The 21280-nt window shown below is 63.4% G+C and carries 17 protein-coding genes and 1 pseudogene; 14 read left to right on the forward strand and 4 right to left on the reverse strand.

Going from position 1 to position 21280, the window contains the following annotated elements; all coding sequences use genetic code 11:
* Nucleotides 1–5 precede the first annotated feature (5 nt).
* Genes UC34_RS21120 through UC34_RS21135 form a run of 4 tightly spaced genes read right to left on the reverse strand, consistent with a single transcriptional unit; the run spans nt 6 to nt 5236 of the window.
* Nucleotides 6–416 carry a VOC family protein gene (locus tag UC34_RS21120; protein WP_044457071.1) on the reverse strand — a complete coding sequence of 137 codons (411 nt, stop codon included), beginning with the start codon at nt 414–416 and terminating at the stop codon, nt 6–8.
* Nucleotides 417–434: 18 nt separating this feature from the next.
* Nucleotides 435–1979, reverse strand: a complete 1545-nt coding sequence (locus UC34_RS21125; protein WP_044457072.1) for a SpoVR family protein — start codon at nt 1977–1979, stop codon at nt 435–437.
* Nucleotides 1980–2014: 35 nt separating this feature from the next.
* Entirely contained in the window at nt 2015–3277 is a 1263-nt protein-coding gene (locus UC34_RS21130; RefSeq protein ID WP_044457073.1) for a YeaH/YhbH family protein, read from the reverse strand.
* A 36-nt stretch (nt 3278–3313) separates the two neighbouring features.
* Nucleotides 3314–5236, reverse strand: a complete 1923-nt coding sequence (locus UC34_RS21135; protein ID WP_044457074.1) for a PrkA family serine protein kinase — start codon at nt 5234–5236, stop codon at nt 3314–3316.
* A 1068-nt stretch (nt 5237–6304) separates the two neighbouring features.
* On the opposite strand from UC34_RS21135, the gene UC34_RS21140 reads away from it, so the two are divergent.
* From UC34_RS21140 to UC34_RS21205, 14 genes and pseudogenes are all read left to right on the forward strand, one after another.
* Nucleotides 6305–7114: a metal ABC transporter ATP-binding protein gene (locus tag UC34_RS21140; protein ID WP_052811169.1), complete on the forward strand. Its 810-nt coding sequence runs from the start codon at nt 6305–6307 to the stop codon at nt 7112–7114.
* Nucleotides 7111–7974, forward strand: coding sequence for a metal ABC transporter permease (locus tag UC34_RS21145; RefSeq protein WP_044457075.1), 864 nt, complete (start codon nt 7111–7113; stop codon nt 7972–7974). Before UC34_RS21140 ends, UC34_RS21145 begins: the two co-directional genes overlap by 4 nt.
* 12 nt (nt 7975–7986) lie before the next feature.
* Nucleotides 7987–8946 (forward strand): metal ABC transporter solute-binding protein, Zn/Mn family, encoded by a 960-nt coding sequence (locus tag UC34_RS21150; RefSeq protein WP_052811170.1) that lies wholly within the window; start codon nt 7987–7989, stop codon nt 8944–8946.
* Nucleotides 8947–9152: 206 nt separating this feature from the next.
* The gene (gene miaB / locus UC34_RS21155) at nt 9153–10496 is read left to right on the forward strand and encodes a tRNA (N6-isopentenyl adenosine(37)-C2)-methylthiotransferase MiaB (protein WP_044457076.1); all 1344 of its coding nucleotides are present in this window, start codon (nt 9153–9155) and stop codon (nt 10494–10496) included.
* A 115-nt stretch (nt 10497–10611) separates the two neighbouring features.
* On the forward strand, nt 10612–11667 hold the full coding sequence (locus UC34_RS21160; RefSeq protein WP_044458522.1) for a PhoH family protein: 1056 nt from the start codon (nt 10612–10614) through the stop codon (nt 11665–11667).
* A pseudogene (gene ybeY, locus UC34_RS21165) lies at nt 11664–12137 on the forward strand (rRNA maturation RNase YbeY); the annotation flags it as partial. The gene UC34_RS21160 and the pseudogene ybeY, both read left to right, overlap by 4 nt.
* A 99-nt stretch (nt 12138–12236) precedes the next feature.
* Nucleotides 12237–12932 (forward strand): gamma-glutamylcyclotransferase, encoded by a 696-nt coding sequence (locus UC34_RS21170; RefSeq protein WP_044457077.1) that lies wholly within the window; start codon nt 12237–12239, stop codon nt 12930–12932.
* A gap of 148 nt (nt 12933–13080) precedes the next feature.
* Nucleotides 13081–13956, forward strand: coding sequence for an HlyC/CorC family transporter (locus UC34_RS21175; RefSeq protein WP_044457078.1), 876 nt, complete (start codon nt 13081–13083; stop codon nt 13954–13956).
* Nucleotides 13957–13992: 36 nt separating this feature from the next.
* Nucleotides 13993–15540, forward strand: a complete 1548-nt coding sequence (lnt, locus tag UC34_RS21180) for an apolipoprotein N-acyltransferase (protein ID WP_044458524.1) — start codon at nt 13993–13995, stop codon at nt 15538–15540.
* Between the two features lie 216 nt (nt 15541–15756).
* Nucleotides 15757–16707, forward strand: coding sequence for a glycine--tRNA ligase subunit alpha (glyQ, locus tag UC34_RS21185; protein ID WP_044457079.1), 951 nt, complete (start codon nt 15757–15759; stop codon nt 16705–16707).
* Entirely contained in the window at nt 16704–18824 is a 2121-nt protein-coding gene (gene glyS, locus UC34_RS21190) for a glycine--tRNA ligase subunit beta (RefSeq protein ID WP_044457080.1), read from the forward strand. The genes glyQ and glyS overlap by 4 nt, the downstream gene beginning before the upstream one ends.
* Nucleotides 18825–18851: 27 nt before the next feature.
* Nucleotides 18852–19436 carry a D-glycero-beta-D-manno-heptose 1,7-bisphosphate 7-phosphatase gene (gene gmhB / locus UC34_RS21195; protein ID WP_044457081.1) on the forward strand — a complete coding sequence of 195 codons (585 nt, stop codon included), beginning with the start codon at nt 18852–18854 and terminating at the stop codon, nt 19434–19436.
* Between the two features lie 58 nt (nt 19437–19494).
* Nucleotides 19495–20280, forward strand: a complete 786-nt coding sequence (locus UC34_RS21200; RefSeq protein ID WP_044457082.1) for a lysophospholipid acyltransferase family protein — start codon at nt 19495–19497, stop codon at nt 20278–20280.
* 100 nt (nt 20281–20380) lie between these two features.
* Nucleotides 20381–21274 (forward strand): YgjP family zinc-dependent metalloprotease, encoded by an 894-nt coding sequence (locus tag UC34_RS21205; RefSeq protein WP_044457083.1) that lies wholly within the window; start codon nt 20381–20383, stop codon nt 21272–21274.
* The last annotated feature ends 6 nt before the right edge of the window (nt 21275–21280 follow it).

Here is a 21280-nt window from a genome sequence, read left to right on the forward strand (position 1 = left end):
TCGCGCTAGCGGGATGGCGGCCCCTTGAGTTCGACGGTGTTGCCGTCGGGATCGTCGAGATAGCACGACGGCCCTTCCCCATGGGCGCCATAGCGCTGCACTGCCTCCCCCAACGTCACCCCGTGCGAGGCCAGCGCGTGGCGTATCGCCTCATCGTCGAATGGCTCGACACGCAGGCAAAAATGGTCGAGGTTATGCCCCTCGGGCCCCGGAGCGGCGCCGCCCTGGCGGCCAATCGTCCCGGATACGTCCACCAGATCGATGAGCGAATCGCCGGCGCGCAACTGCACCAGTCCAAGCTCGGGCTGCACCTTTTCCAGCGTGCAGCCCAGCACGTCGACATAGAAGTGCTGAAGGCGCGCGACGTCGGCCGTTCGTAGAACCACGTGATCGAGCGCGACGAACGGAATCTTCATCCAGGCCCTCACTTGCACTCACGCACTCAGCGCGTAGCGCCGCCGCTTCTCGACCTTGGTCTCGTGCGTCATTTCGCTACGACCGTCTTCGAACACGGTCTCCAGCCGCACCGTGAAGCCCCACAGACGCGCCACGTGCTTGAGCACCTCCTCGAAGCTGTCGTCAAGCGGCTTGCGCTCGCTTTGCACGTGACGCAGCGTGAGCGAGCGGTCGCCATGCAAGTCGACGTGAGCGACCTGAATGTTCGGTTCAAGCTGGCTCAGGTTGTACTGCTGCGCGAGCATCTCGCGGATCTCCCGATAACCCGCATCGTTATGGATGGCGGTCACGCGCAACCGGCTGTCGCGATCGTCGTCGAGCACGGAGAACAGCTTCAGATCGCGAATGACCTTGGGCGAGAGAAATTGCTGGATGAAGCTCTCGTCCTTGAAGTTGCGCATGGCGAAGTCGAGCGTCTTCAACCAGTCCGAGCCGGCAATATCGGGCGCCCACTGGCGGTCCTCGTCGGTGGGTTCCTCGCACATGCGGCGAATGTCCTGGAACATGGCGAAGCCGAGGGCATAGGGGTTCAGACCGCTGTAATACGGGCTGTCGAACGACGGCTGATACACCACGTTGGTGTGCGCGTGCAGGAACTCCATCATGAACGCGTCGTTGACCAGCTTCTCCTTGTAGAGCTGCTGGAGAATCGTGTAGTGCCAGAACGTGGCCCAACCTTCGTTCATCACTTTCGTCTGGCGCTGCGGATAGAAGTACTGCGCGAGCTTGCGCACGATGCGCACGATTTCGCGCTGCCACGGCGCGAGCTTCGGCGCATTCTTCTCGAAGAAATACAGCAGGTTTTCCTGCGGCTCGCCCGGGAACGGCGGTTCGTCCGAGTCGGTGGGATCGAGGCCGTCGTCCTCGTCGTCGTCATGCAGGGCGTGGTTCGGCAGCGTGCGCCACAGATCGTTGATCTGCATTTGCAGATAGTTCTCGCGCTCCTTTTGCCGCGCCTGTTCCTGCGCGAGCGACAAACGCTTGGGTCGCTTGTACCGGTCCACGCCGTAGTTCATGAGCGCGTGGCAGGAATCGAGCAACAGTTCCACGGACTGTTCGCCGTAGCGTTGCTCGCACTCGGTGATGTAGTTTCGCGCGAACAGCAGATAGTCGACGATGGCGTCGGCACTGGTCCACGTGCGAAAGAGGTAATTCCCCTTGAAGAACGAGTTGTGACCGTAGCTGGCATGCGCGATGGTGAGCGCCTGCATGGTCATGCTGTTCTCTTCCATCAGATACGCGATGCAGGGGTTCGAGTTGATGACGATCTCGTACGCCAGCCCCATCTGTCCGCGCTTGTAGCCACGCTCGGACGACAGAAAATGCTTGCCGTAAGACCAGTGGTGGTAGCCGATGGGCAGGCCGACGGTTGCGTAAGCGTCGAGCATCTGCTCGGCGGTAATGATCTCGATCTGATTCGGGTACGTGTCGAGCTTGAAGTCCGACGCGATGCGCGCGATCTCGTGCTCGTATCGCTGGATCAGCTCGAACGTCCATTCCGATCCGGTGGAGATATACGCCATGATGCGTCCTCGTTGTAGTACCGGCGGGACGGTTTTCAGGCCGCCTTCTTCTTGAACAGGTCGTGCAGCACCGGGTAGATTTCCGCCGCTTCCATGATGCGTTGCATCGCGAAATTCGGATGTTGCTGCTTGACCGACAGATACTCGTTCCACAGATTCTGCGGCTCGGCGCTCGCCACCTCCACGTAGGCGAAGTACTGCACGGCCGGCATGATCGATTGCATCAGAATGTCGCGGCAGATGGGCGAATCCCCGTCCCAGTTGTCGCCGTCGGAGACCTGCGCGCCGTAGATGTTCCAGTCGCTTGGCGAGTACCGGTCCGCGATGATCTCGTTCATCAGCTTGAGCGCACTGGAGACCACGGTGCCGCCCGATTCGCGCGCGTAAAAGAAGTCGTCTTCGTTGACCTCCTTGGCCGTGGTGTGGTGCCGAATGAGCACGAGATCGATGCGTTCGTAGTTATGCCGCAGGAACAAGTAGAGCAGCATGAAGAACCGCTTGGCCAGATCCTTGCGGCTCTGGTCCATGGAACCCGAGACGTCCATCAGGCAGAACATGACGGCCTGCGCCTGCGGACGCGGCTGCATGATCCGGTTCGAATACCGCAAATCGAGTTTTTCGATGTACGGAATCGCCTCGACGCGCGTGCGCAAATGCGTGATCTCGTGCGCGAGCGCCAGCGCACGGGGGGACGTGTCGCCCTCGCGCGAGACGATGTCCTCGTACTCGGCTTCGAGCTCACGCAATTGTTTGCGATAGGGCGCGGTAAGCGCGATGCGCCGGCCCAGCGAGCTGCGCATCGTGCGAATGACGTTGAGGTTCGACGGCGTACCGTCGATCGAGTAGCCTGCGCGAACCTTGCGGAATTCCGGTATCTGCGCGAGCCGGCGTTTCGCGAGGTCCGGCAGGGCCATGTCCTCGAAGAAGAACTTCAGGAACTCCTCTCGCGAGAGGTTGAAGACGAAGTCGTCCTCTCCCTCTCCCGAGTCGCTGGCGCGGCTGCCGCCGCCACCCGCGCCCGACGGCGGACGCTCGAAATTGTCGCCCACCACGAACTCGCGATTGCCGGGATGCACCATCTCCCGCCGCCCGCCGGGCCCGTGGTGGAACAACGGTTCCGAAATGTCCTTCACCGGGATCGAGACCTGTCCGCTGCCATCGATATCGGTAATCTTGCGCCCAGCCACCGCCTTCGCTACCGCGCGACGAATCTGGTCGCGGTAGCGTTTGATAAAGCGCTGCTGATTGATGGCGCTTTTGTTCTTGCCGTTTTGCCGTCTGTCGATGATTGCTGACATAGTGGCCCCGATTGGTTGCAACGGTTGCTACGGTCGTTACGAGGATTTGCGCACGCGCAGGTACCATTCCACCAGCAGGCGGACCTGCTTGGGCGTATAGCCCTTTTCCACCATGCGATTGACGAAATTCGCGTGCTTTTCCTGATCCTCCTTCGAAGACTTCGCGTTGAAGGAAATCACCGGCAGCAGATCCTCGGTGGTCGAGAACATGCGTTTTTCGATGACCGCACGCAACTTTTCGTAACTCGTCCAGAGCGGATTCTTGCCCGCGTTGTTGGCGCGCGCACGCAGCACGAAGTTGACGATCTCGTTGCGGAAGTCCTTCGGGTTGGTGATCCCGGCCGGCTTCTCGACTTTTTCCAATTCGTCGTTGAGCGCGGTGCGGTCCAGAATTTCGCCGGTGTTCGGATCCCGGTACTCCTGATCCTGAATCCACAGGTCGGCGAAGTTCACGTAGCGATCGAAGATATTCTGGCCGTACTCGGAATACGACTCCAGGTAAGCCGTCTGAATTTCCTTGCCGATGAACTCCACGAACGGCGCGGTCAGATACTCCTTGATGTAGGCCAGATAGCGCTTCTCGACTTCACCCGGATACTGTTCGCGCTCGATCTGCTGCTCAAGCACGTACAGCATGTGCACCGGGTTGGCCGCGACTTCGGTGTTGTCGAAGTTGAAGACCTTCGAGAGCACCTTGAAAGCGAAACGCGTGGACATCCCGGTCATCCCCTCGTCCACCCCGGCATAGTCGCGATACTCCTGGTACGACTTGGCCTTCGGGTCGATGTCCTTGAGGTTTTCACCGTCGTAGACACGGACCTTGGAGAAGATGTTGGAATTCTCGGGCTCTTTCAGACGCGTGAGCACGGCGAATTGCGCCAGCATCTTGAGCACGTTCGGGGCGCGCGGGGCATTGGCGAGCGAACTGTTCTTGACCAGCTTCTCGTAGATCTTCACCTCGTCGGTCACGCGCAGGCAATACGGCACCTTCACGATGTAAATACGGTCGAGGAAAGCCTCGTTATTGCGGTTGCCCTTGAAGCTTTGCCACTCCGCTTCGTTCGAGTGAGCGAGCACGATACCGTCGAACGGAATCGCGCCGAAGCCCTCCGTACCCTTGTAGTTGCCTTCCTGGGTGGCAGTGAGCAACGGGTGGAGCACCTTGATCGGCGCCTTGAACATTTCGACGAATTCGAGCAGACCACGGTTGGCCAGGCACAAACCGCCCGAATAGGAATAAGCGTCCGGATCGTCCTGCGGATATTCCTCCAGTTTGCGAATATCGACCTTGCCGACCAGCGACGAGATGTCCTGGTTGTTTTCGTCTCCCGGCTCGGTTTTGGCGATGGCGATTTGTTGCAGCACGGAGGGCCGCACCTTCACCACACGGAACTTCGTGATGTCGCCGTTGAATTCGTTAAGCCGCTTGGTGGCCCACGGTGACGGAATCGTATTCAGATACCGTATCGGGATGCCGAAGTCCTCTTCCAGAATCTTGCCGTCTTCCTCGGGCGAGAACAGACCCAGAGGCGACTCGTGCACCGGCGATCCCTTCAGGCAATAGATGGGCACATCTTCCATCAACGCCTTGAGCTTCTCGGCCAGCGACGACTTGCCGCCGCCCGGGGGCCCGAGCAGATACAGAATCTGTTTGCGCTCTTCGAGCCCCTGCGCCGCGTGTTTGAAGAACGAGACGATTTGCTCGATCGTGTCTTCCATGCCGTAGAAGTCACGGAAGGCAGGATAGATCTTGATGATCTTGTTGGAGAACAGCCGCGAGAGTCGCGGGTCGTGATGCGTATCGATCAGCTCAGGTTCGCCGATCGCGCGCAACATGCGCTCGGCTGCCGTCGCATACGCAGTCGAGTCCTTCTTACAGATCTCCAGATATTCCTGGATGCTGTATTCCTCTTCCCTGCGTGCTTCGAAACGTGTCGTGTAGTGGCTGAAAATATCCATATGCCTCACCCCCGCTTCATCGGAAAACATCGCGACGCGATGTCCGCTCTGTTGCCTAAGACCCGGATGACTGCGCGATGGTTTCGACCTGGCTCACTGCATGCCGGAGCGACTGACGCGAAACCTTTCGCACTGTCTCCTCCCTTACATGAACGACTCAAAATCGGTTTAGGTTGACTTTAAACTTGTCAGTAAAAATTGCAACCGTTAACTCATCATATGCACAAACAAAAAAACTGTCGCTACATATTTTCCGCAGCGCTAAGCATTCGCGATAACCCGCATGCCACAAGGGTTTCCGCACACTCTACGCAATGCGCACGTCGAGCAAGATAGGTCAGAAATCGAGCGAGTTTTGGCGCGTTCACCCACGCAAAGCGCACTCGGGTTTGCCTGCATCGAAAACCCTTTTGACTCGCCGAGCATTTATTAAGGAATCCTATTTATCTAAAAAATGACGCGCACGAATTCGAAGCACGGCGTGCGAAGTTTTCGGGAAAAAAAGTGGGAGGCCCGACGACGTCGACGAAGCCGAAGACGTGGGCGCGAGATGAGTGCTTTCCTGTCGAGGCGTCGCGGCTGCGCAAAGTCGCGAAGGTCGTGCGATCGACATGCGGCTGCACATGTTCGTCGCCGGCGGAAAGTCGACGATGGATGGTTGCCTGAACGGACTACCTCCTCCTTGCAAATCGCCGATCTCTGGAATGAAGCGAACAACGTGCCAGACGAGCGGCCTTGAAAGCATGTTACGCCGGTTCACCGAAATCTGCTGTGCGGAATATGTAACGTGTTGTGAGTCGCCCCCACCCCCGGTTCACGGTCATCGCCGCCCTGATCGGTAGACGGCAAGTGGCGCCTGACCGATTCATGCCATAATGCAACCTTGTTGCATTTGGGGCATATCTGAGACACAGTTGCCCAGCGTGTCCGGGCGTCACCCGACTTATTCATGATTCGCTTCTCTGTTTGGCTCTACCGTCTCGCTGGTTGGGAACGCACGGCACTAACGCTGCTCGTGCTTGTCCCCCTTTGGGCGCTCGTTTTCTGGGCACTGAAAGGGGTCGCTTCGTGATCGGTTGCCAGGATCTTTCGGTCCGGTTCGGACCGAACGTCGCGCTGGAGGGCGTGAGCGCCACCTTTGCGCCGGGCGTGCTTTCGGCGGTCGTCGGCCCCAATGGGGGCGGCAAGACCACGTTGCTGCGCGCGCTTGCCGGGCTGCAAAAGACGTCACACGGCAAAGTCGTGCGCGACGGGCCGGTGGCCTATCTGTCGCAACGCCCCGAGACGGATCACCGTTTCCCGATGTGCGTGGAGGAGTACGTGCTCACAGGCACGTGGCGCCGCACAGGCGATGCCGGCCGCCTCGGGCACGACGAGTTCGCGCGCGCCATCGATGCGCTCGAGCGCGTTGGCCTCGCCGACAAGCGCGCGCAGGCGCTGGAAGTCTTGTCCGGCGGTCAATGGCAGCGCGCCCGCTTCGCGCGCCTGATTGTCGAAGACGCGCCCATCGTTTTGCTGGATGAACCCCTGACCGGCATCGACGTGCCTTCGGCGGAACTGTTGCTGGCCCTGCTGGATCAATGGCGCAGCGAGGGTCGTACCGTCGTGACGGTTCTCCACGACCTGCCGCTGGTGCTCGAACGCTTTGCGCACGTGGCGGTGATGGCAGGACGGCTGGTGTCCTCGGGCGCCCCGGCGGACTGCCTGCACAGCGGATTTGCGTCAGCGAACGGCGCAGGCGGGGGCGCCCTCGGCGGGCTGTCGGGCGCGGGAGGTTACACCGCGTTCGCGCCAAACCAGCCCTTGCAACCCGTGCGGCCCTCCCAGTCGTCGCAGGCGGTCGGCGCCGCCCTTCCGTTGCCGGGAGGTCGTCAATGAGCGCACTGCTCGGCCTGATCGTCGGTCCGTTCGCGGAATTCGACTTCATGCGGCATGCCCTCGTGGGCAGTCTGGCGCTATCGCTGGGCTGCACGCCTGTCGGGGTGTTCTTGCTGCTGCGCCGCATGAGCCTGATGGGCGACTCGCTCTCGCACGCGGTGCTGCCGGGCGCGGCCGTCGGTTATCTGATCGGTGGCTTGTCGCTGCCCTGGATGGCCGGGGGCGGCATGATCGCTGGCCTGCTCGTCGCCCTGCTTGCCGGGTTGTCGAGCCGACGCACCCGACTCGACGAAGGGGCGTCGTTTGCCGGTTTCTATCTACTGGCGCTCGCGGGCGGCGTGGTCATCGTGTCGAAGTGGGGGAACAGCGTCGACCTGATGAATCTGCTGTTCGGCTCGGTCCTGGCCGTGGACGACCCGTCGCTGATTCTCGTGGCGGCGATCACCACGGTGACGCTGCTCTGGTTCGGTTGGCATTATCGCGGTCTGGTGCTCGACAGCGCGGATCCCACGTTCCTCGGGCAGGGCCAGGGCAAGGGGGTGATGCGTTATCACCTCGGCTTTACCGTGCTGACGGTGATGAATCTCGTCGCCGGCTTTCAGGCCATGGGCACGCTCATGGCCGTGGGCCTGATGATGCTCCCGGCCGCGACGGCGCGCCTCATCGCGCGCACGCTGCCCGGCATGCTGCTGGCCGCATGGCTGGTCGCCAGCGCCTCGAGTGTGATCGGGTTGCTGGTTTCGTACTATCTGGCCTGCCCGTCAGGGCCGGCCATCGTTTTGACGGCAGGTGTCGCCTATTTGAGCGCGCTGCTGGTTTCGCCGGGCACGACCAATACTGCCAAGGCTTCGGCGCTTTAAGAGAGGGAAACAATGTTCGGATTGAGTCAACGGGGCAAGCCGCAGAACACATCGCGGCCCGGCGCACGATTTTCTGCCGCGCTCGTCGGTGTTTTTGCCGCCATGTTCGCGCTGGCGATGACGTTCGCCGCGCCGGCGCGCGCGCAGGACACACGGCTGCCGGTCGGCGTGAGCTTCAGCATTCTGGCCGACATCGTGAAATCCGTCGGCGGCGACCGGATCGACGTCACCACGCTCGTCGGCCCGGATCAGGACACCCACACCTATGAACCGACCCCGGCCGACGTCGCCAAGCTGTCGGGCACCAAGCTGTTCTTCGTCAACGGTCTGGGCTTCGAAGGCTGGTTGCCTCGCCTGATGAAGTCGAGCCACTATCCCGGCCAGCTCGTCACCGTCACCAAGGGCCTGAAACCCCGTACGATGGTCGACGACGGCAAGACCGTGACCGATCCGCACATGTTTCAGGACCCCGAGCGCGTGAAGACGATGGTGGACAACATTGCCGCCGCGCTCTCGCAGGCCGACCCGGCGGGCGCCAGCTACTACGCCGAGCGCGCCAAAAACTATCGGGGCGCGCTGGACGACCTGATCAAGTGGGCCGACAAGCAGTTGGCGGCCATTCCGCCCTCGCGGCGCGTGGTCCTGACCTCGCATGACGCTTTCGGCTATCTCGGCCAGCGCTTCAGCATCAAGTTCCTTGCACCGGAAGGCGTGTCGACGCAGAGCGAAGCGAGCGCCAAGGACGTGGCGAACCTGATTCGCGTGATCCGCCGCACGGGCATCCGGGCGGTATTCATGGAAAACATTTCCAATCCGCGTCTGGTGCAACGCATTGCGCACGATGCCAAGGTCACGGTCGACGGCAAGCTTTACTCCGACGCCCTGTCGAAGAACCCGGAAGCGACGACCTATCTTCAGTTGTTCCAATACAACATCCGGGCGCTGGCCACGGCCATGAAGGACAACCGCTGATCGGGCCGCAGGCTCTCCCGCTCCCGCACGGTGCACGCGGTATAATGCGTGCACCACACACCGGCCCCGCTACGGAGGTCCGGACAGGCCGGCCATGCCGGCTTTTGCGTTTGGGTCATCCCATTTCTCGCATGACCCGAGACTGAACCCCTGAAACACTCAATACGGACGCCCCCAGGTCAACCACTGCGAACGGCGCACACTCAATGGCAAAGAAGATTTACATCAAGACGTTCGGCTGTCAGATGAACGAGTACGACTCCGACAAGATGGCGGACGTGCTCGGGGCCGCCGAAGGCCTCGAAAAGACGGATACCCCCGAAGACGCCGACGTCATTCTCTTTAACACCTGCTCTGTGCGCGAAAAGGCGCAGGAGAAGGTGTTCTCGGATCTGGGCCGCATGCGCGCCCTCAAGGAAATCAAGCCGGATCTGGTGATTGGTGTCGGTGGCTGCGTGGCCAGTCAGGAAGGCGCGGCCATCGTGCAGCGCGCCCCGTACGTGGACGTCGTGTTCGGACCGCAAACCCTGCACCGACTGCCGCAGATGCTCGAAGCGCGCCGCTCGACGGGCCGCTCGCAGGTGGACATCTCCTTCCCGGAAATCGAAAAGTTCGACCACCTGCCGCCCGCCAAGGTCGAAGGCGCCACGGCGTTCGTCTCGATCATGGAAGGCTGCTCGAAGTATTGCAGCTACTGCGTGGTGCCCTACACCCGCGGCGACGAAGTCTCGCGCCCGTTCGAGGACGTGCTCACCGAAATTGCCGGCCTCGCGGAACAGGGCGTGCGTGAAATCACGCTGCTTGGTCAGAACGTGAACGCCTATCGCGGCCTGATGGCGGACGGCGAAATTGCCGACTTCGCGCTGCTCATCGAGTATGTGGCCGAAGTGCCAGGCATCGAGCGCATTCGCTACACGACCAGTCATCCGAAGGAATTCACGCAGCGTCTGATCGACACCTACGCCAAGGTGCCTAAACTCGTGAGTCATCTGCACCTGCCGGTGCAGCACGGGGCCGATCGCGTGCTCTCCGCCATGAAGCGCGGCTACACGGTGCTGGAATACAAGTCGATCATCCGCCGCTTGCGCCAGGTGCGCCCGGACATGTCGATGTCGTCGGACTTCATCGTCGGCTTCCCCGGCGAGACGGAAGAGGATTTCGACAAGCTCATGGCGATGATCCACGAGATCGGTTACGACACCAGCTTCTCGTTCATTTACAGCCCTCGCCCGGGCACCCCGGCCGCGAACCTGCCGGACGACACGCCGCGCGAAGTGAAGCTGCGCCGTTTGCAACACCTGCAGGCCGTGATCGAGGAGAACGCCGCGCGCATCAGCCAGAGCATGGTGGGCTCGCGTCAGCGTATTCTGGTCGAAGGTGTCTCGCGCAAGGACCCGAACGAGCTGCAAGGCCGCACGGAGAACAACCGCGTGGTCAACTTCCCGGCGCCCGAGGCGCAACGCGCAGGGCTGATCGGCCAGATGACCGATGTCGTGATCACTTTCGCCTACCCGCACTCGCTGCGCGGCGAACTGGTCACCACGCACTGAACGACGGAAAGACAGAAAAGCAGCGCGAACATGAATGGACCGGCGGGAGACAGGCATGCCTGCCCGCCACCCCGGCTCCATCGAACGACCTGAACAGGCAACCGACCGGATCATCTTGAAAGCACCCGTCCAAGAATTCACCGCCCCGCGCGACGACAATCGCCGTCTGGCCAACCTCTGCGGCCCGCTCGACGAAAACCTGCGTCAGATCGAACAGGCGCTCGACGTCTCGATCACCCGTCGCGGCCATCGCTTCTCCGTTCGCGGCAAGAGCGCCGCTGTCGCCACCCAGGCGCTCGAGAGCTTCTACAACCGTGCCACCGAGGCGTTATCCGTCGACGACATCCAGTTGGGTCTCGTGGAAACGCGCCAGGGCCTCGCGCCGACCGTGCGTCACGGCGACGACAACCCGTTCGCCGCCGGCGAGACGGAAGACGGCTCGCCGGTGTTGCACACGCGCCGCAGCGACCTGCACGGACGCACGCCGGCGCAGCGCGACTACCTCAAGCAGATCCTCTCGCACGACGTGACGTTCGGCATCGGCCCGGCCGGTACCGGCAAGACGTATCTCGCGGTGGCATGTGCCGTCGATGCGCTCGAGCGCGACGCCGTCAAACGCATCGTGCTCACGCGCCCGGCAGTGGAAGCCGGCGAGCGCCTGGGCTTTCTGCCCGGCGATCTGGCGCAGAAGGTCGATCCGTATCTGCGCCCCCTTTACGACGCGCTGTACGACCTGCTTGGCTTCGACAAGACGCAGAAGTATTTCGAGAAGCAGATGATCGAGATCGCGCCGCTCGCGTATATGCGCGGCCGCACGCTCAATCATGCGTTCATCATTCTGGACGAGGCGCAAAACACCACGCCCGAACAGATGAAGATGTTCCTCACGCGAATCGGCTTCGGCAGCAAGGCGGTGGTGACCGGCGACACGACACAGGTCGACTTGCCGCGCGGCCAGAAGAGCGGTCTGATGGAGGCGCAGGTCATTCTGAAGAACGTGCGCGGGATCGCCATGACACGCTTCACGAGCGTGGACGTCGTGCGTCACCCGCTTGTCGCACGCATCGTCGAAGCCTACGACGAGCACGCGCAGCATGTGGAAGCCGGACTCGACCTGCCGGCGTCGGAGCGCCCTGCCCGCGCGTCGCGCGCCGCCGGAGGCAAGGCATGAGCAGCGGGAGTCCCCGTGCGCCACGCCATGCGCTCACGCTGACGAACCAGTTCGTGGCGGGCGCCGCATTCGCGTCGCACAAGGCCCTGCTCACGCGCACCGCCGTGCGCCGCTGGGTGCAGGCCGCCCTGCTGGCCGACGCCGAACTCACGCTGCGCTTCGTCGACGCCGAAGAAGGCCAGACGCTCAATCGCGGCTATCGCGGCAAGGATTACGCCACGAACGTGCTGACGTTCGCTTACGCGCAGGACGAAAACGATCCGGTCACGGGCGACATCGTGCTGTGCTGCCCGGTGGTCGAGCGCGAAGCGAACGAACAGGGCATTTCGCTCGAAGCGCATTACGCGCACCTGATCGTGCACGGTGTGCTGCACGCACAAGGCTACGATCACGAGGAAGACGACGAAGCGCAGGAAATGGAAAGCCTGGAAACCGAGATTCTCGCCGGTCTGGGCTATGCCGATCCCTACGCAGCGGAGAAGTCGCCGACACCGACACAAGCCGCGCCATCCCCCCAACCGCCCGACGCCCGCAAGCCGGCCAAATCGCGCCGCGCCTGACAATCGCCCATGGACCGTATCCCCGATCGACCGACCGCCCCTGACGCTAGCGATACCGCACGGGACAGCCTCTCGAGCGGCCCCGGATGCACCCGATATCCGCCCGACCTCGGCGTATCGCGTCACCTGACGCAGGAAGAGATGAGCGCATCGCTGGACGCCGCGCTCATCGACTGGGACGGCCGTGAGGATCTGTGGATCTTCGCTTACGGCTCGCTCATCTGGAATCCCGGCATGCCGGTCGAGGAAAGCCATCGCGCTCGCGTGCATGGCTACCACCGGGGGTTGTATCTGTGGTCTCGCGTCAATCGCGGCACGCCCGAGCAGCCGGGACTCGTGCTGGCGCTCGATCGCGGCGGTTCGTGTGCGGGCGTGGCGATGCGACTCGCGGCCAGGCACGCGCGTGCGGAACTCGAAACGCTCTGGTATCGGGAGATGGCGATGGGCTCGTATCGTCCGATGTGGCTCAACTGCCAGTTGGCGGACGGCCGGACGAAACCCGGGCTGGCCTTCGTCATGCGGCGCGAAGCCGTGAGCTACGCCGGGCGTCTGCCCGATGCCATCATCCGTCAGGTCTTCGATCAGGCGCAGGGACGCTACGGCACCACGCACGATTACGTCGCCCGCACGGTCAAGGCGCTGCGCGAAGCCGGCATGCCCGATCCGGCGCTCGAAGCCTTGCTGCACCGCTGCGGTGCAAAGTGATTTCGTGGGCGGGGCGACTGAAATGTCCTGAAATACGCACATCGTCGGCGCCGGAATGCGGGCCGTCTGACGCGGAGATGCCGCACATCTGGTGTATCCTTGAGCTTCCTGTAACAGCTCGGCGTCCGCCCAACTTGGACGCGCCGTCATGAACGACCCTTATCCCAGTCGACCCGGTCGAAAAAACACCGAAAAACCTCGCTCTCTGCTCGAACGCCTCACCGATCTGATTTCCCCGGAGCCGGAGTCGCGCGCAGAGTTGCTCGAAATTCTGCAAGACGCTCACGCCCGTAACCTGATGGACGCCGATTCGCTGGCGATGATCGAGGGCGTATTCCAGGTGGCCGACCTGTGCGCCCGCGACATCATGGTGCCGCGCGCGCAAATGGACGCCATCAACATCGAACAGACTCCCGAAGCATTTGTCCCCTTCGTGCTGGAGCAGGCGCACTCGCGCTATCCGGTCTACGAAGGCAATCGCGACAACATCATCGGCATTCTGCTCGCGAAGGATCTGCTGCGTTACTACGCCAATCACGACTTCGACGTGCGCGACATGCTGCGCCCGGCCGTGTTCATTCCGGAATCGAAGCGTCTGAACGTGCTGCTGCACGACTTCCGCGTCAATCGCAACCACATCGCCATCGTCGTGGACGAGTACGGCGGCGTGGCCGGGCTCATCACGATTGAAGACGTGCTGGAGCAAATCGTCGGCGACATCGAAGATGAGTACGACTTCGACGAAGAAGAGGACAACATCATCGCAGCGCCCGACGGTACGTATCGCATTCGCGCGCTCACGGAAATCGAACAGTTCAACGAAGCGTTCGGCACGCAGTTCCACGACGACGAAAACGACACCATCGGCGGTATGATCACGCACCAGTTCGGCCGTGTGCCGCGCCGGGGTGAGCGCATGCGCATCGGCAATCTCGTGTTCGAAGTGCTGCGCGCCGATGGCCGTCAGGTTCACATGCTGCTGTTGCGGCGCGTGGAACCGGCGCCGGCCGTTCAGCCTGAATAACGCCCGCGTCACTCAACTCAACGATCCATGCAGGAAATGACCGTCCACGCGCCCGAGCGGCGCTCGTGGCCGGCCTGGCGTGCCCGAGCGCTCGCCGGTCTGGCCGGCATCGCGCAAACCCTGGCGTTCGCGCCACGCGAGCTCTGGTGGCTGCAACTGCTCGCGATGGCGGGGCTGTTCGCGCTCGTCGAGCGCAGCGCCTCGCCACGTCAGGCACTCTGGCTCGGCGGCAGCTTCGGCGTCATGTCGTTCGCAAGCGGCATCTGGTGGCTCTACATCAGCATGCACACCTACGGCGGCATGCCCGGCGTCATGGCGGGCGCGGCGGTCGTCCTGTTCTCGCTCTATCTCGCGATTTATCCCGCGCTCGCGGCGTTCATCACGCGAGCCGTCCCGGCCACCGGGCCGTGGCGCGCCCTTGCATTCGCCGGGGCGTGGACGCTGGCCGAATGGCTGCGCGGCACCGTCTTCACCGGCTTTCCCTGGCTCTCGCCCGGCTACGCGCATGTGGACGGCCCGCTCGCGGGCTTCGCACCGCTGCTCGGCGTGTACGGCATCACGGGGCTCGCCGCACTGGCCGCGGCATGGTTCGCTCGTGCGGTGCTACCGGTGGCCGCGAACGCACCGATCGCACGACGCCTGGGCGTTGTCGCCGGCGTACTTGCGCTCATGGGGGCCGGCGCGGGCCTGGCGCGGCATGCCTGGACGGCGCCGTCCGGCCAGCCGATCTCGGTGCGCCTGCTGCAAGGCAACGTGCCGCAAGACATGAAGTTCGAGCGCGCGGGCATCGACCATGCGATGGCGATGTATCGCGACATGATCGTGGCGGCCCCCGCCGACCTCATCATCACGCCTGAAACCGCGTTTCCGGTGCTGCTGCAAGGCATTCCGCCCGAGGTTGCCGCGCCGATTCGCGAGTTCGCGGATCGCACCGGCTCGCACGTGGTGCTCGGCGCGGTCGGGGCAACGATCACCGATCGCGGCCCGACCGATCTGACGAACAGTCTGTTCGGCGTGACGCCGCGCGACCAGACGCTTTACCGTTACGACAAACACCATCTCGTGCCCTTCGGTGAATTCGTGCCGTGGGGCTTTCGCTGGTTCGTCGACATGATGCACATCCCGCTGGGCGACTTCCTGCGTGGCACCGCCACGCCGGGCGGCTTCCCCATCCGGGACCAGCGCGTGGCGCTCAACATCTGCTACGAGGACTTGTTCGGCGAGGAAATCGCGCAGGCGCTTCGCAACATGCCGGTGCCCGCGACGGTACTTGCCAACTCGACCAACCTCGCGTGGTTCGGCGATACCATCGCGCTCGATCAGCACTTGCAGATCGCCCGCATGCGCACGCTGGAGACGGGGCGTCCGATGCTGCGCGCCACGAACACCGGCGCGACCGCCATCATCGACGCTCACGGCAAGGTGCAGGCCCGCCTGCCGGCGATGACCGTCGGCGCGCTCACCGGCAACGTCCAGCCGTACAGCGGCCTCACGCCTTACGTTCGCTTCGGCAACCTGCCCGCACTAGGGCTCGCGCTCGTGGCGCTGGGGTTCGGTCTGGCGATGACGCGCCGCTCGCGCTGAGTGCGAAAGCGTCGCTCGCCGACACGCTTCGACGTATCAAAACGACACCGGGGGACGCCAAAATCCCCCTGTCGCACCCGCCTGCGGCCATCAGCGCCCCGCGCGAGTCGAATTCCCGCTAAAATTCAACGTTTTAGTCTTTCGGCCGCGCTCGCGGCCGGGCCGAAAGACTGCGCAAAATCCGCATTTTTTCCTGTTCGTCCGCGCGAATTCATCATGCTTACCTTTCAACAAGTCATCCTGACGTTGCAGGATTACTGGGACAAGCAAGGCTGTGCGTTGCTCCAGCCTTACGACATGGAGGTCGGCGCCGGTACCTCGCACACCGCTACGTTCCTGCGCGCGATCGGCCCCGAGCCGTGGCGCGCCGCCTATGTGCAGCCGTCGCGCCGTCCCAAGGATGGCCGTTACGGTGAGAACCCGAACCGCATGCAGCACTACTACCAGTATCAGGTGGTGCTCAAGCCGGCGCCGGAGAACATTCTCGATCTGTATCTGGGTTCGCTGCGCGCGCTCGGGCTCGACCTGACCGAGAACGACGTGCGCTTCGTGGAAGACGATTGGGAAAACCCGACGCTCGGCGCCTGGGGTCTCGGTTGGGAAGTGTGGCTCAACGGCATGGAAGTCACGCAGTTCACCTACTTCCAGCAGGTCGGCGGCCTCGATTGCAAGCCCGTGCTTGGCGAAATCACATACGGCATCGAGCGTCTGGCCATGTATCTGCAACAGGTCGAGAACGTCTACGACCTGGTGTGGACGGAATGGGAAGAGCAAACGGCCGACGGCCCGGTCAAGCGTCGCCTGACCTACGGCGACGTGTTCCATCAGAACGAAGTCGAGCAGTCGACCTACAACTTCGAGCATTCGAATCAGCCGATGCTGTTCAGCTTCTTCGATAACTACGAGAGCGAAGCGAAGCGTCTGATCGAAGCCGAACTGGCGCTGCCGGCATACGAGATGATTCTCAAGGCCGCGCACACCTTCAACCTGCTCGATGCGCGCGGCGCCATCTCGGTGACCGAGCGCGCGGCGTACATTGGCCGTATCCGCGCGCTGTCGCGTCTGATCGCACAGGCCTACTACGCTTCGCGCGAAAAGCTCGGCTTCCCGATGCTGAACGCGCCGGCCGCCCCGAACCCAACATCCGCCCAAACGCAAGCCGCATGATGAGCACCGCACAACGCACCCTGCTGGTCGAACTGCTGACCGAAGAACTGCCGCCGAAGGCGCTGGCGCGTCTGGGTGACGCGTTCGCCGACGGCATCGCCAACGGCCTGCGCGCGCGCGGGCTCGTGACCGACACCAGCGTCATCACCCCGTACGCCACGCCGCGCCGTCTGGCCGTCTCGATCACGAACGTGCTCGATCGCGCTCCGGACGCCACCATTCGCGCCAAGGTGCTGCCGGTGTCCGTCGCGCTCGACGCCAACGGCAACCCCACGCCGCCGCTCGCGAAGAAACTCGCCGCGATGGGCTTTGCCGACCTGCCGGTCGCGAGCCTCGAGCGTGCCATGGACGGCAAGGCCGAAGCCTTCTTCCATACCTATACGGCCCCGGGCGCCCAACTGGCCGACGCATTGCAGGCCTCGCTCGACGAAACGCTGGGCAAGCTGCCGATTCCGAAGGTCATGAGCTATCAGCGCCCGGATGGCGAGACGGTGCAGTTCGTGCGCCCGGTGCATGGCCTGATCGCCCTGCATGGCGACACGCTCGTGCCGGCCACGGCCATCGGCCTGGCCTCCGGCAACAAAACCCAGGGACACCGCTTCCTGTCGGCGGGTGAAGTCACCGTCGCCAACGCCGACGCCTACGCCGCCACGCTCGAGCGCGAAGGCAAGGTGCTCCCGAGCTTCGCGGGCCGTCGCGACGCGATCCGCGCGCAACTGCTCGCCGCCGCCGGCGACGACCACGTCGTGATGCCGGACGCGCTGCTCGACGAAGTGACCGCGCTCGTCGAATGGCCCGCGATCTACGCTTGCCACTTCGAGCCGGAATTCCTGGCCGTGCCGCAGGAATGTCTGATTCTGACGATGCAGACGAACCAGAAGTACTTCGCGCTCACCGACAAGCCGCTCGCCGACGGGGGGCGCCTCACGAACCGCTTCCTGATCGTCTCCAACATCGCGACGGACAAGCCCGAACAGATCGTCACGGGTAACGAACGTGTGGTGCGTCCGCGTCTGGCCGATGCGAAGTTCTTCTTCGAGCAGGACAAGAAGAAGCCGCTGGCCGATCGCGTGCCGCTGCTCGCGAACGTCGTCTATCACAACAAGCTGGGTTCGCAGTTCGAGCGCACGCAGCGTCTGGTGAAGCTCGCCGGTGCGATCTCGCACATGATCGGCGCAGACGCTGACGGCGTGAAACTGGCCGAACGTGGCGCGCTGCTTGCCAAGGCGGACCTGCTGACCGACATGGTCGGCGAGTTCCCCGAACTGCAAGGCACCATGGGCACGTACTACGCGCGCAACGACGGTGAAGCCGCCGATGTCGCGCAAGCCTGTTCAGAACACTATCAGCCGCGCTTTGCGGGCGACGCCCTGCCCGCCAGCCCGACCGGCACCGTGGTCGCGCTGGCCGACAAGCTGGAAACGCTCGTCGGCATCTGGGGCATCGGCCTGCAACCGACCGGCGAGAAGGACCCGTTCGCACTGCGGCGCCATGCCCTGGGCATCGTGCGCATGCTTATCGAGAAGCGTCTGCCGGTACTGCTGACGGAACTGCTGCACGTTACGTACCAGCAATTCACGACAGGCGTGGCCGACGCCGGTTATCTGGGCGACGTGTATCAGTTCGTGCTCGATCGTCTGCGCGGCTATCTGCGCGAGCGTGGCTACGCCGCCAACGAGATCGAAGCCGTGCTGGCAGAGCAGCCGAAATACCTGGGCGATCTGATCGAGCGTCTGGACGCCGTGCGCGCGTTCTCGGCACTGCCGCAAGCCGAGGCCCTCGCCGCGGCCAACAAGCGTATCGGTAACATCCTCAAGAAGACGGCGCCGCCGGCCGACGGCACGATCTCGCCGGATCTGTTGCTGGAACCGGCCGAGAAGGCGCTTGCCGCCGCGCTCGAGAAAGTCACCCCGGTGGTCGAGCAGAAGTTCGAGGCACGCGAGTACGCCCAGGCGCTCTCCGCGCTTGCCGAACTGCGCGACGCGGTCGACGCCTTCTTCAACGATGTGATGGTGATGGCCGACGAGCAGGCGCTGCGCAACAATCGCCTCGCGTTGCTCAAGAACCTGCACTTCCAGATGAACCGCGTGGCCGATCTCTCGAAGCTCGCCGCCTGATGTTCCCACGAGTCAACTGAGCTCCTCATGGATTCGCGCAAAGATCGCACGCCCGGCCCCGCCGCCCGCAAACTCGTGATTCTCGACCGGGACGGCGTCATCAACGTCGACTCGGATCAATTCATCAAGTCCACGGATGAGTGGGTACCGCTGCCCGGCAGTCTGGAGGCCATCGGCCGGTTGAATCAGGCCGGGTATCGCGTGGTCGTCGCGACGAATCAGTCGGGGGTGGGGCGCGGTCTTTTCGATATGGCGACGCTCGGCGCCATGCACGCGAAGATGTCGAAGCTGGCGGCCGCCGCCGGTGGACGCATCGACGCGGTGTTCTTCTGCCCGCATACGTCTGTCGACGCCTGCGATTGCCGCAAGCCGAAGCCCGGACTGTTCCAGGAAATCGCGCGACGCTACGAAGTCGACCTGACCGGCGTGCCGGCCGTGGGCGACTCGTTGCGCGATTTACAGGCCGCGGCGGCCGTGGGGGCGTTGCCGCATCTGGTGCTCACTGGCAAGGGCAAGAAAACGCTCGCGGCCGGCGACCTGCCCGAAGGCACGCGCGTACATGACAGTCTGGCGGCCTTCGTCAACGATCTGCTCGCCGACGAGGACGCTTAACTACGGCGTACGTCGCCCTGCCTCGCACATCGCGACGAACGCTTTCAGGCCAGAACCGATGCAGCAACTTCGCTCGATCCTTTTCTTCATCTTCCAGATCGTCTGGACGATTCCATACGCCATCGCGTGCATCGTGTCGTTTCCGTTCCTGTCGCGCGTGCAGCGTTACTGGTTTGCGGTGGGCTGGTGCAAGGTGGTGATTCGCGTAGGCGACAAGCTGTGCGGCATGCGGTATCGCGTCATTGGCTGGGAGAATCTGCCCAAGACGTCCGCGATTCTGCTCTCTAAGCATCAGTCGGCCTGGGAGACGGTGGCGTTGCCGGCGCTGATGCCGCGACCGCTTTGCTACGTTTTCAAGCGCGAACTGTTGTATGTACCGTTCTTCGGCTGGGCGCTGGGTCTGCTGAGCATGATCCACATCGACCGCCGCAAGGGCACCGACGCGTTTGCGTCGGTCGTGACGCAGGGGCGTGAGCGTCTGGCCGAGGGGAACTGGATCATCATGTTCCCGGAGGGCACGCGTACGAAGACCGGCTCGCGCAACAAGTACAAGTCGGGTGGCGCACGTCTGGCGACGGCAACGGGCACCCCCGTCGTGCCGATCGCGCACAATGCCGGACGCGTCTGGCCACGCAATTCGTTCCTGAAATTTCCCGGGGAAGTGATCGTCTCGATCGGTCCGGTCATCGAGACGGCGGGCCGCACGGCCGAGGCGGTCAACGCCGATGTCGCCGAGTGGATCGAGCGCGAGATGATACGCATCGACCCCGCCGCCTATACGTCGAAGCCGAGGACGGGCGCGTCGGATACATCGGATGCGTCCGACACTGCGCCCCGGACCTGAGCGCGCAATCACGCGAGACCGTCTCATGTCGAAAGTTCAGCCCGCCACTCGCGATCCCCGCGACACCCGCGCCCCCCGGCATGAGACGCCTGCACCACAAATGGAACTCGATCTGTTCGGCAGCCCGGCGGCAGAAGCCAACGGCGTAGCGACGGACGCGCCCGGCGCGGCCGTACCGCTGGTCGCCCCTTCGGCATCGCCATCTGCCGCCGACACATCCCCCTCCACCGTGGCCACAACGCCCGGCGCCGGTCCGCGACGCGCACCGGCCGCCGGAGAGCGCGTCATCGTGCTCGACGGTCACGCGCTCTACTACCGCTTCAAACGTTCCTCGCGCCGGACCATCGGCTTCATGATCGACGAATCGGGCCTCGCGGTCACGGCGCCGCGCTGGGTCACCATCGCGGACGTGGAAGCCGCCGTCACCGAAAAGAAGCGCTGGATCTTCAGCAAGATCGCCGAATTCCGCGAGCGCGCCGCGCGACGCGTGATTCCTCGTGTCACGTGGATCGACGGCGCAACGCTGCCCTATCTCGGCCATACGCTAACCCTGCGGCTCGGCGGGCGGGCGGGGGTCGCCCAGTACGATATCCACACGCATACGCTATGGCTGGACCTGCCGCCGCAAGCGGCGCCGGAACAGATGCGTGACCGCGTACAGGGCTGGCTCCAACAGGAAGCGCGCAAGCTCTTTACAACGCGACTGGAAGTCTATGGCGAACGCCTTGGCGTGCGCTACACCGCGCTGGGATTATCCTCGGCCACCACGCGCTGGGGCAGCTGCAGCGCAGACGGTCGTATCCGGCTGAACTGGCGTCTCATCCACTTCCCGCTTGGCGTTATCGACTACGTGGTGGCCCACGAACTGGCCCATCTCAAGGAAATGAACCACGGGCCGCGCTTCTGGCAGGCCGTGGCGTCGATCTTCCCGGAATTCGAAGCGGCACGCGACACGCTCAAGTCACATGCGCCCGAGTGGCTGCCGGAGTTCTGAGCGGCC

This window comes from Pandoraea vervacti (genome assembly GCF_000934605.2).
GTDB lineage: Bacteria > Pseudomonadota > Gammaproteobacteria > Burkholderiales > Burkholderiaceae > Pandoraea > Pandoraea vervacti.

Bases quoted from the DNA above. Each gene is read 5' to 3' on its own strand.
- UC34_RS21170 (WP_044457077.1), top strand. From the start codon at position 12,237: ATGGACCGTATCCCCGATCGACCGACCGCCCCTGACGCTAGCGATACC.
- UC34_RS21145 (WP_044457075.1), top strand. From the start codon at position 7,111: ATGAGCGCACTGCTCGGCCTGATCGTCGGTCCGTTCGCGGAATTCGAC.
- UC34_RS21120 (WP_044457071.1), bottom strand. From the start codon at position 416: ATGAAGATTCCGTTCGTCGCGCTCGATCACGTGGTTCTACGAACGGCC.
- UC34_RS21205 (WP_044457083.1), top strand. From the start codon at position 20,381: ATGGAACTCGATCTGTTCGGCAGCCCGGCGGCAGAAGCCAACGGCGTA.
- glyS (WP_044457080.1), top strand. From the start codon at position 16,704: ATGATGAGCACCGCACAACGCACCCTGCTGGTCGAACTGCTGACCGAA.
- lnt (WP_044458524.1), top strand. From the start codon at position 13,993: ATGACCGTCCACGCGCCCGAGCGGCGCTCGTGGCCGGCCTGGCGTGCC.
- UC34_RS21130 (WP_044457073.1), bottom strand. From the start codon at position 3,277: ATGTCAGCAATCATCGACAGACGGCAAAACGGCAAGAACAAAAGCGCC.
- glyQ (WP_044457079.1), top strand. From the start codon at position 15,757: ATGCTTACCTTTCAACAAGTCATCCTGACGTTGCAGGATTACTGGGAC.
- UC34_RS21175 (WP_044457078.1), top strand. From the start codon at position 13,081: ATGAACGACCCTTATCCCAGTCGACCCGGTCGAAAAAACACCGAAAAA.
- UC34_RS21200 (WP_044457082.1), top strand. From the start codon at position 19,495: ATGCAGCAACTTCGCTCGATCCTTTTCTTCATCTTCCAGATCGTCTGG.
- gmhB (WP_044457081.1), top strand. From the start codon at position 18,852: ATGGATTCGCGCAAAGATCGCACGCCCGGCCCCGCCGCCCGCAAACTC.
- UC34_RS21150 (WP_052811170.1), top strand. From the start codon at position 7,987: ATGTTCGGATTGAGTCAACGGGGCAAGCCGCAGAACACATCGCGGCCC.
- UC34_RS21135 (WP_044457074.1), bottom strand. From the start codon at position 5,236: ATGGATATTTTCAGCCACTACACGACACGTTTCGAAGCACGCAGGGAA.
- miaB (WP_044457076.1), top strand. From the start codon at position 9,153: ATGGCAAAGAAGATTTACATCAAGACGTTCGGCTGTCAGATGAACGAG.
- UC34_RS21125 (WP_044457072.1), bottom strand. From the start codon at position 1,979: ATGGCGTATATCTCCACCGGATCGGAATGGACGTTCGAGCTGATCCAG.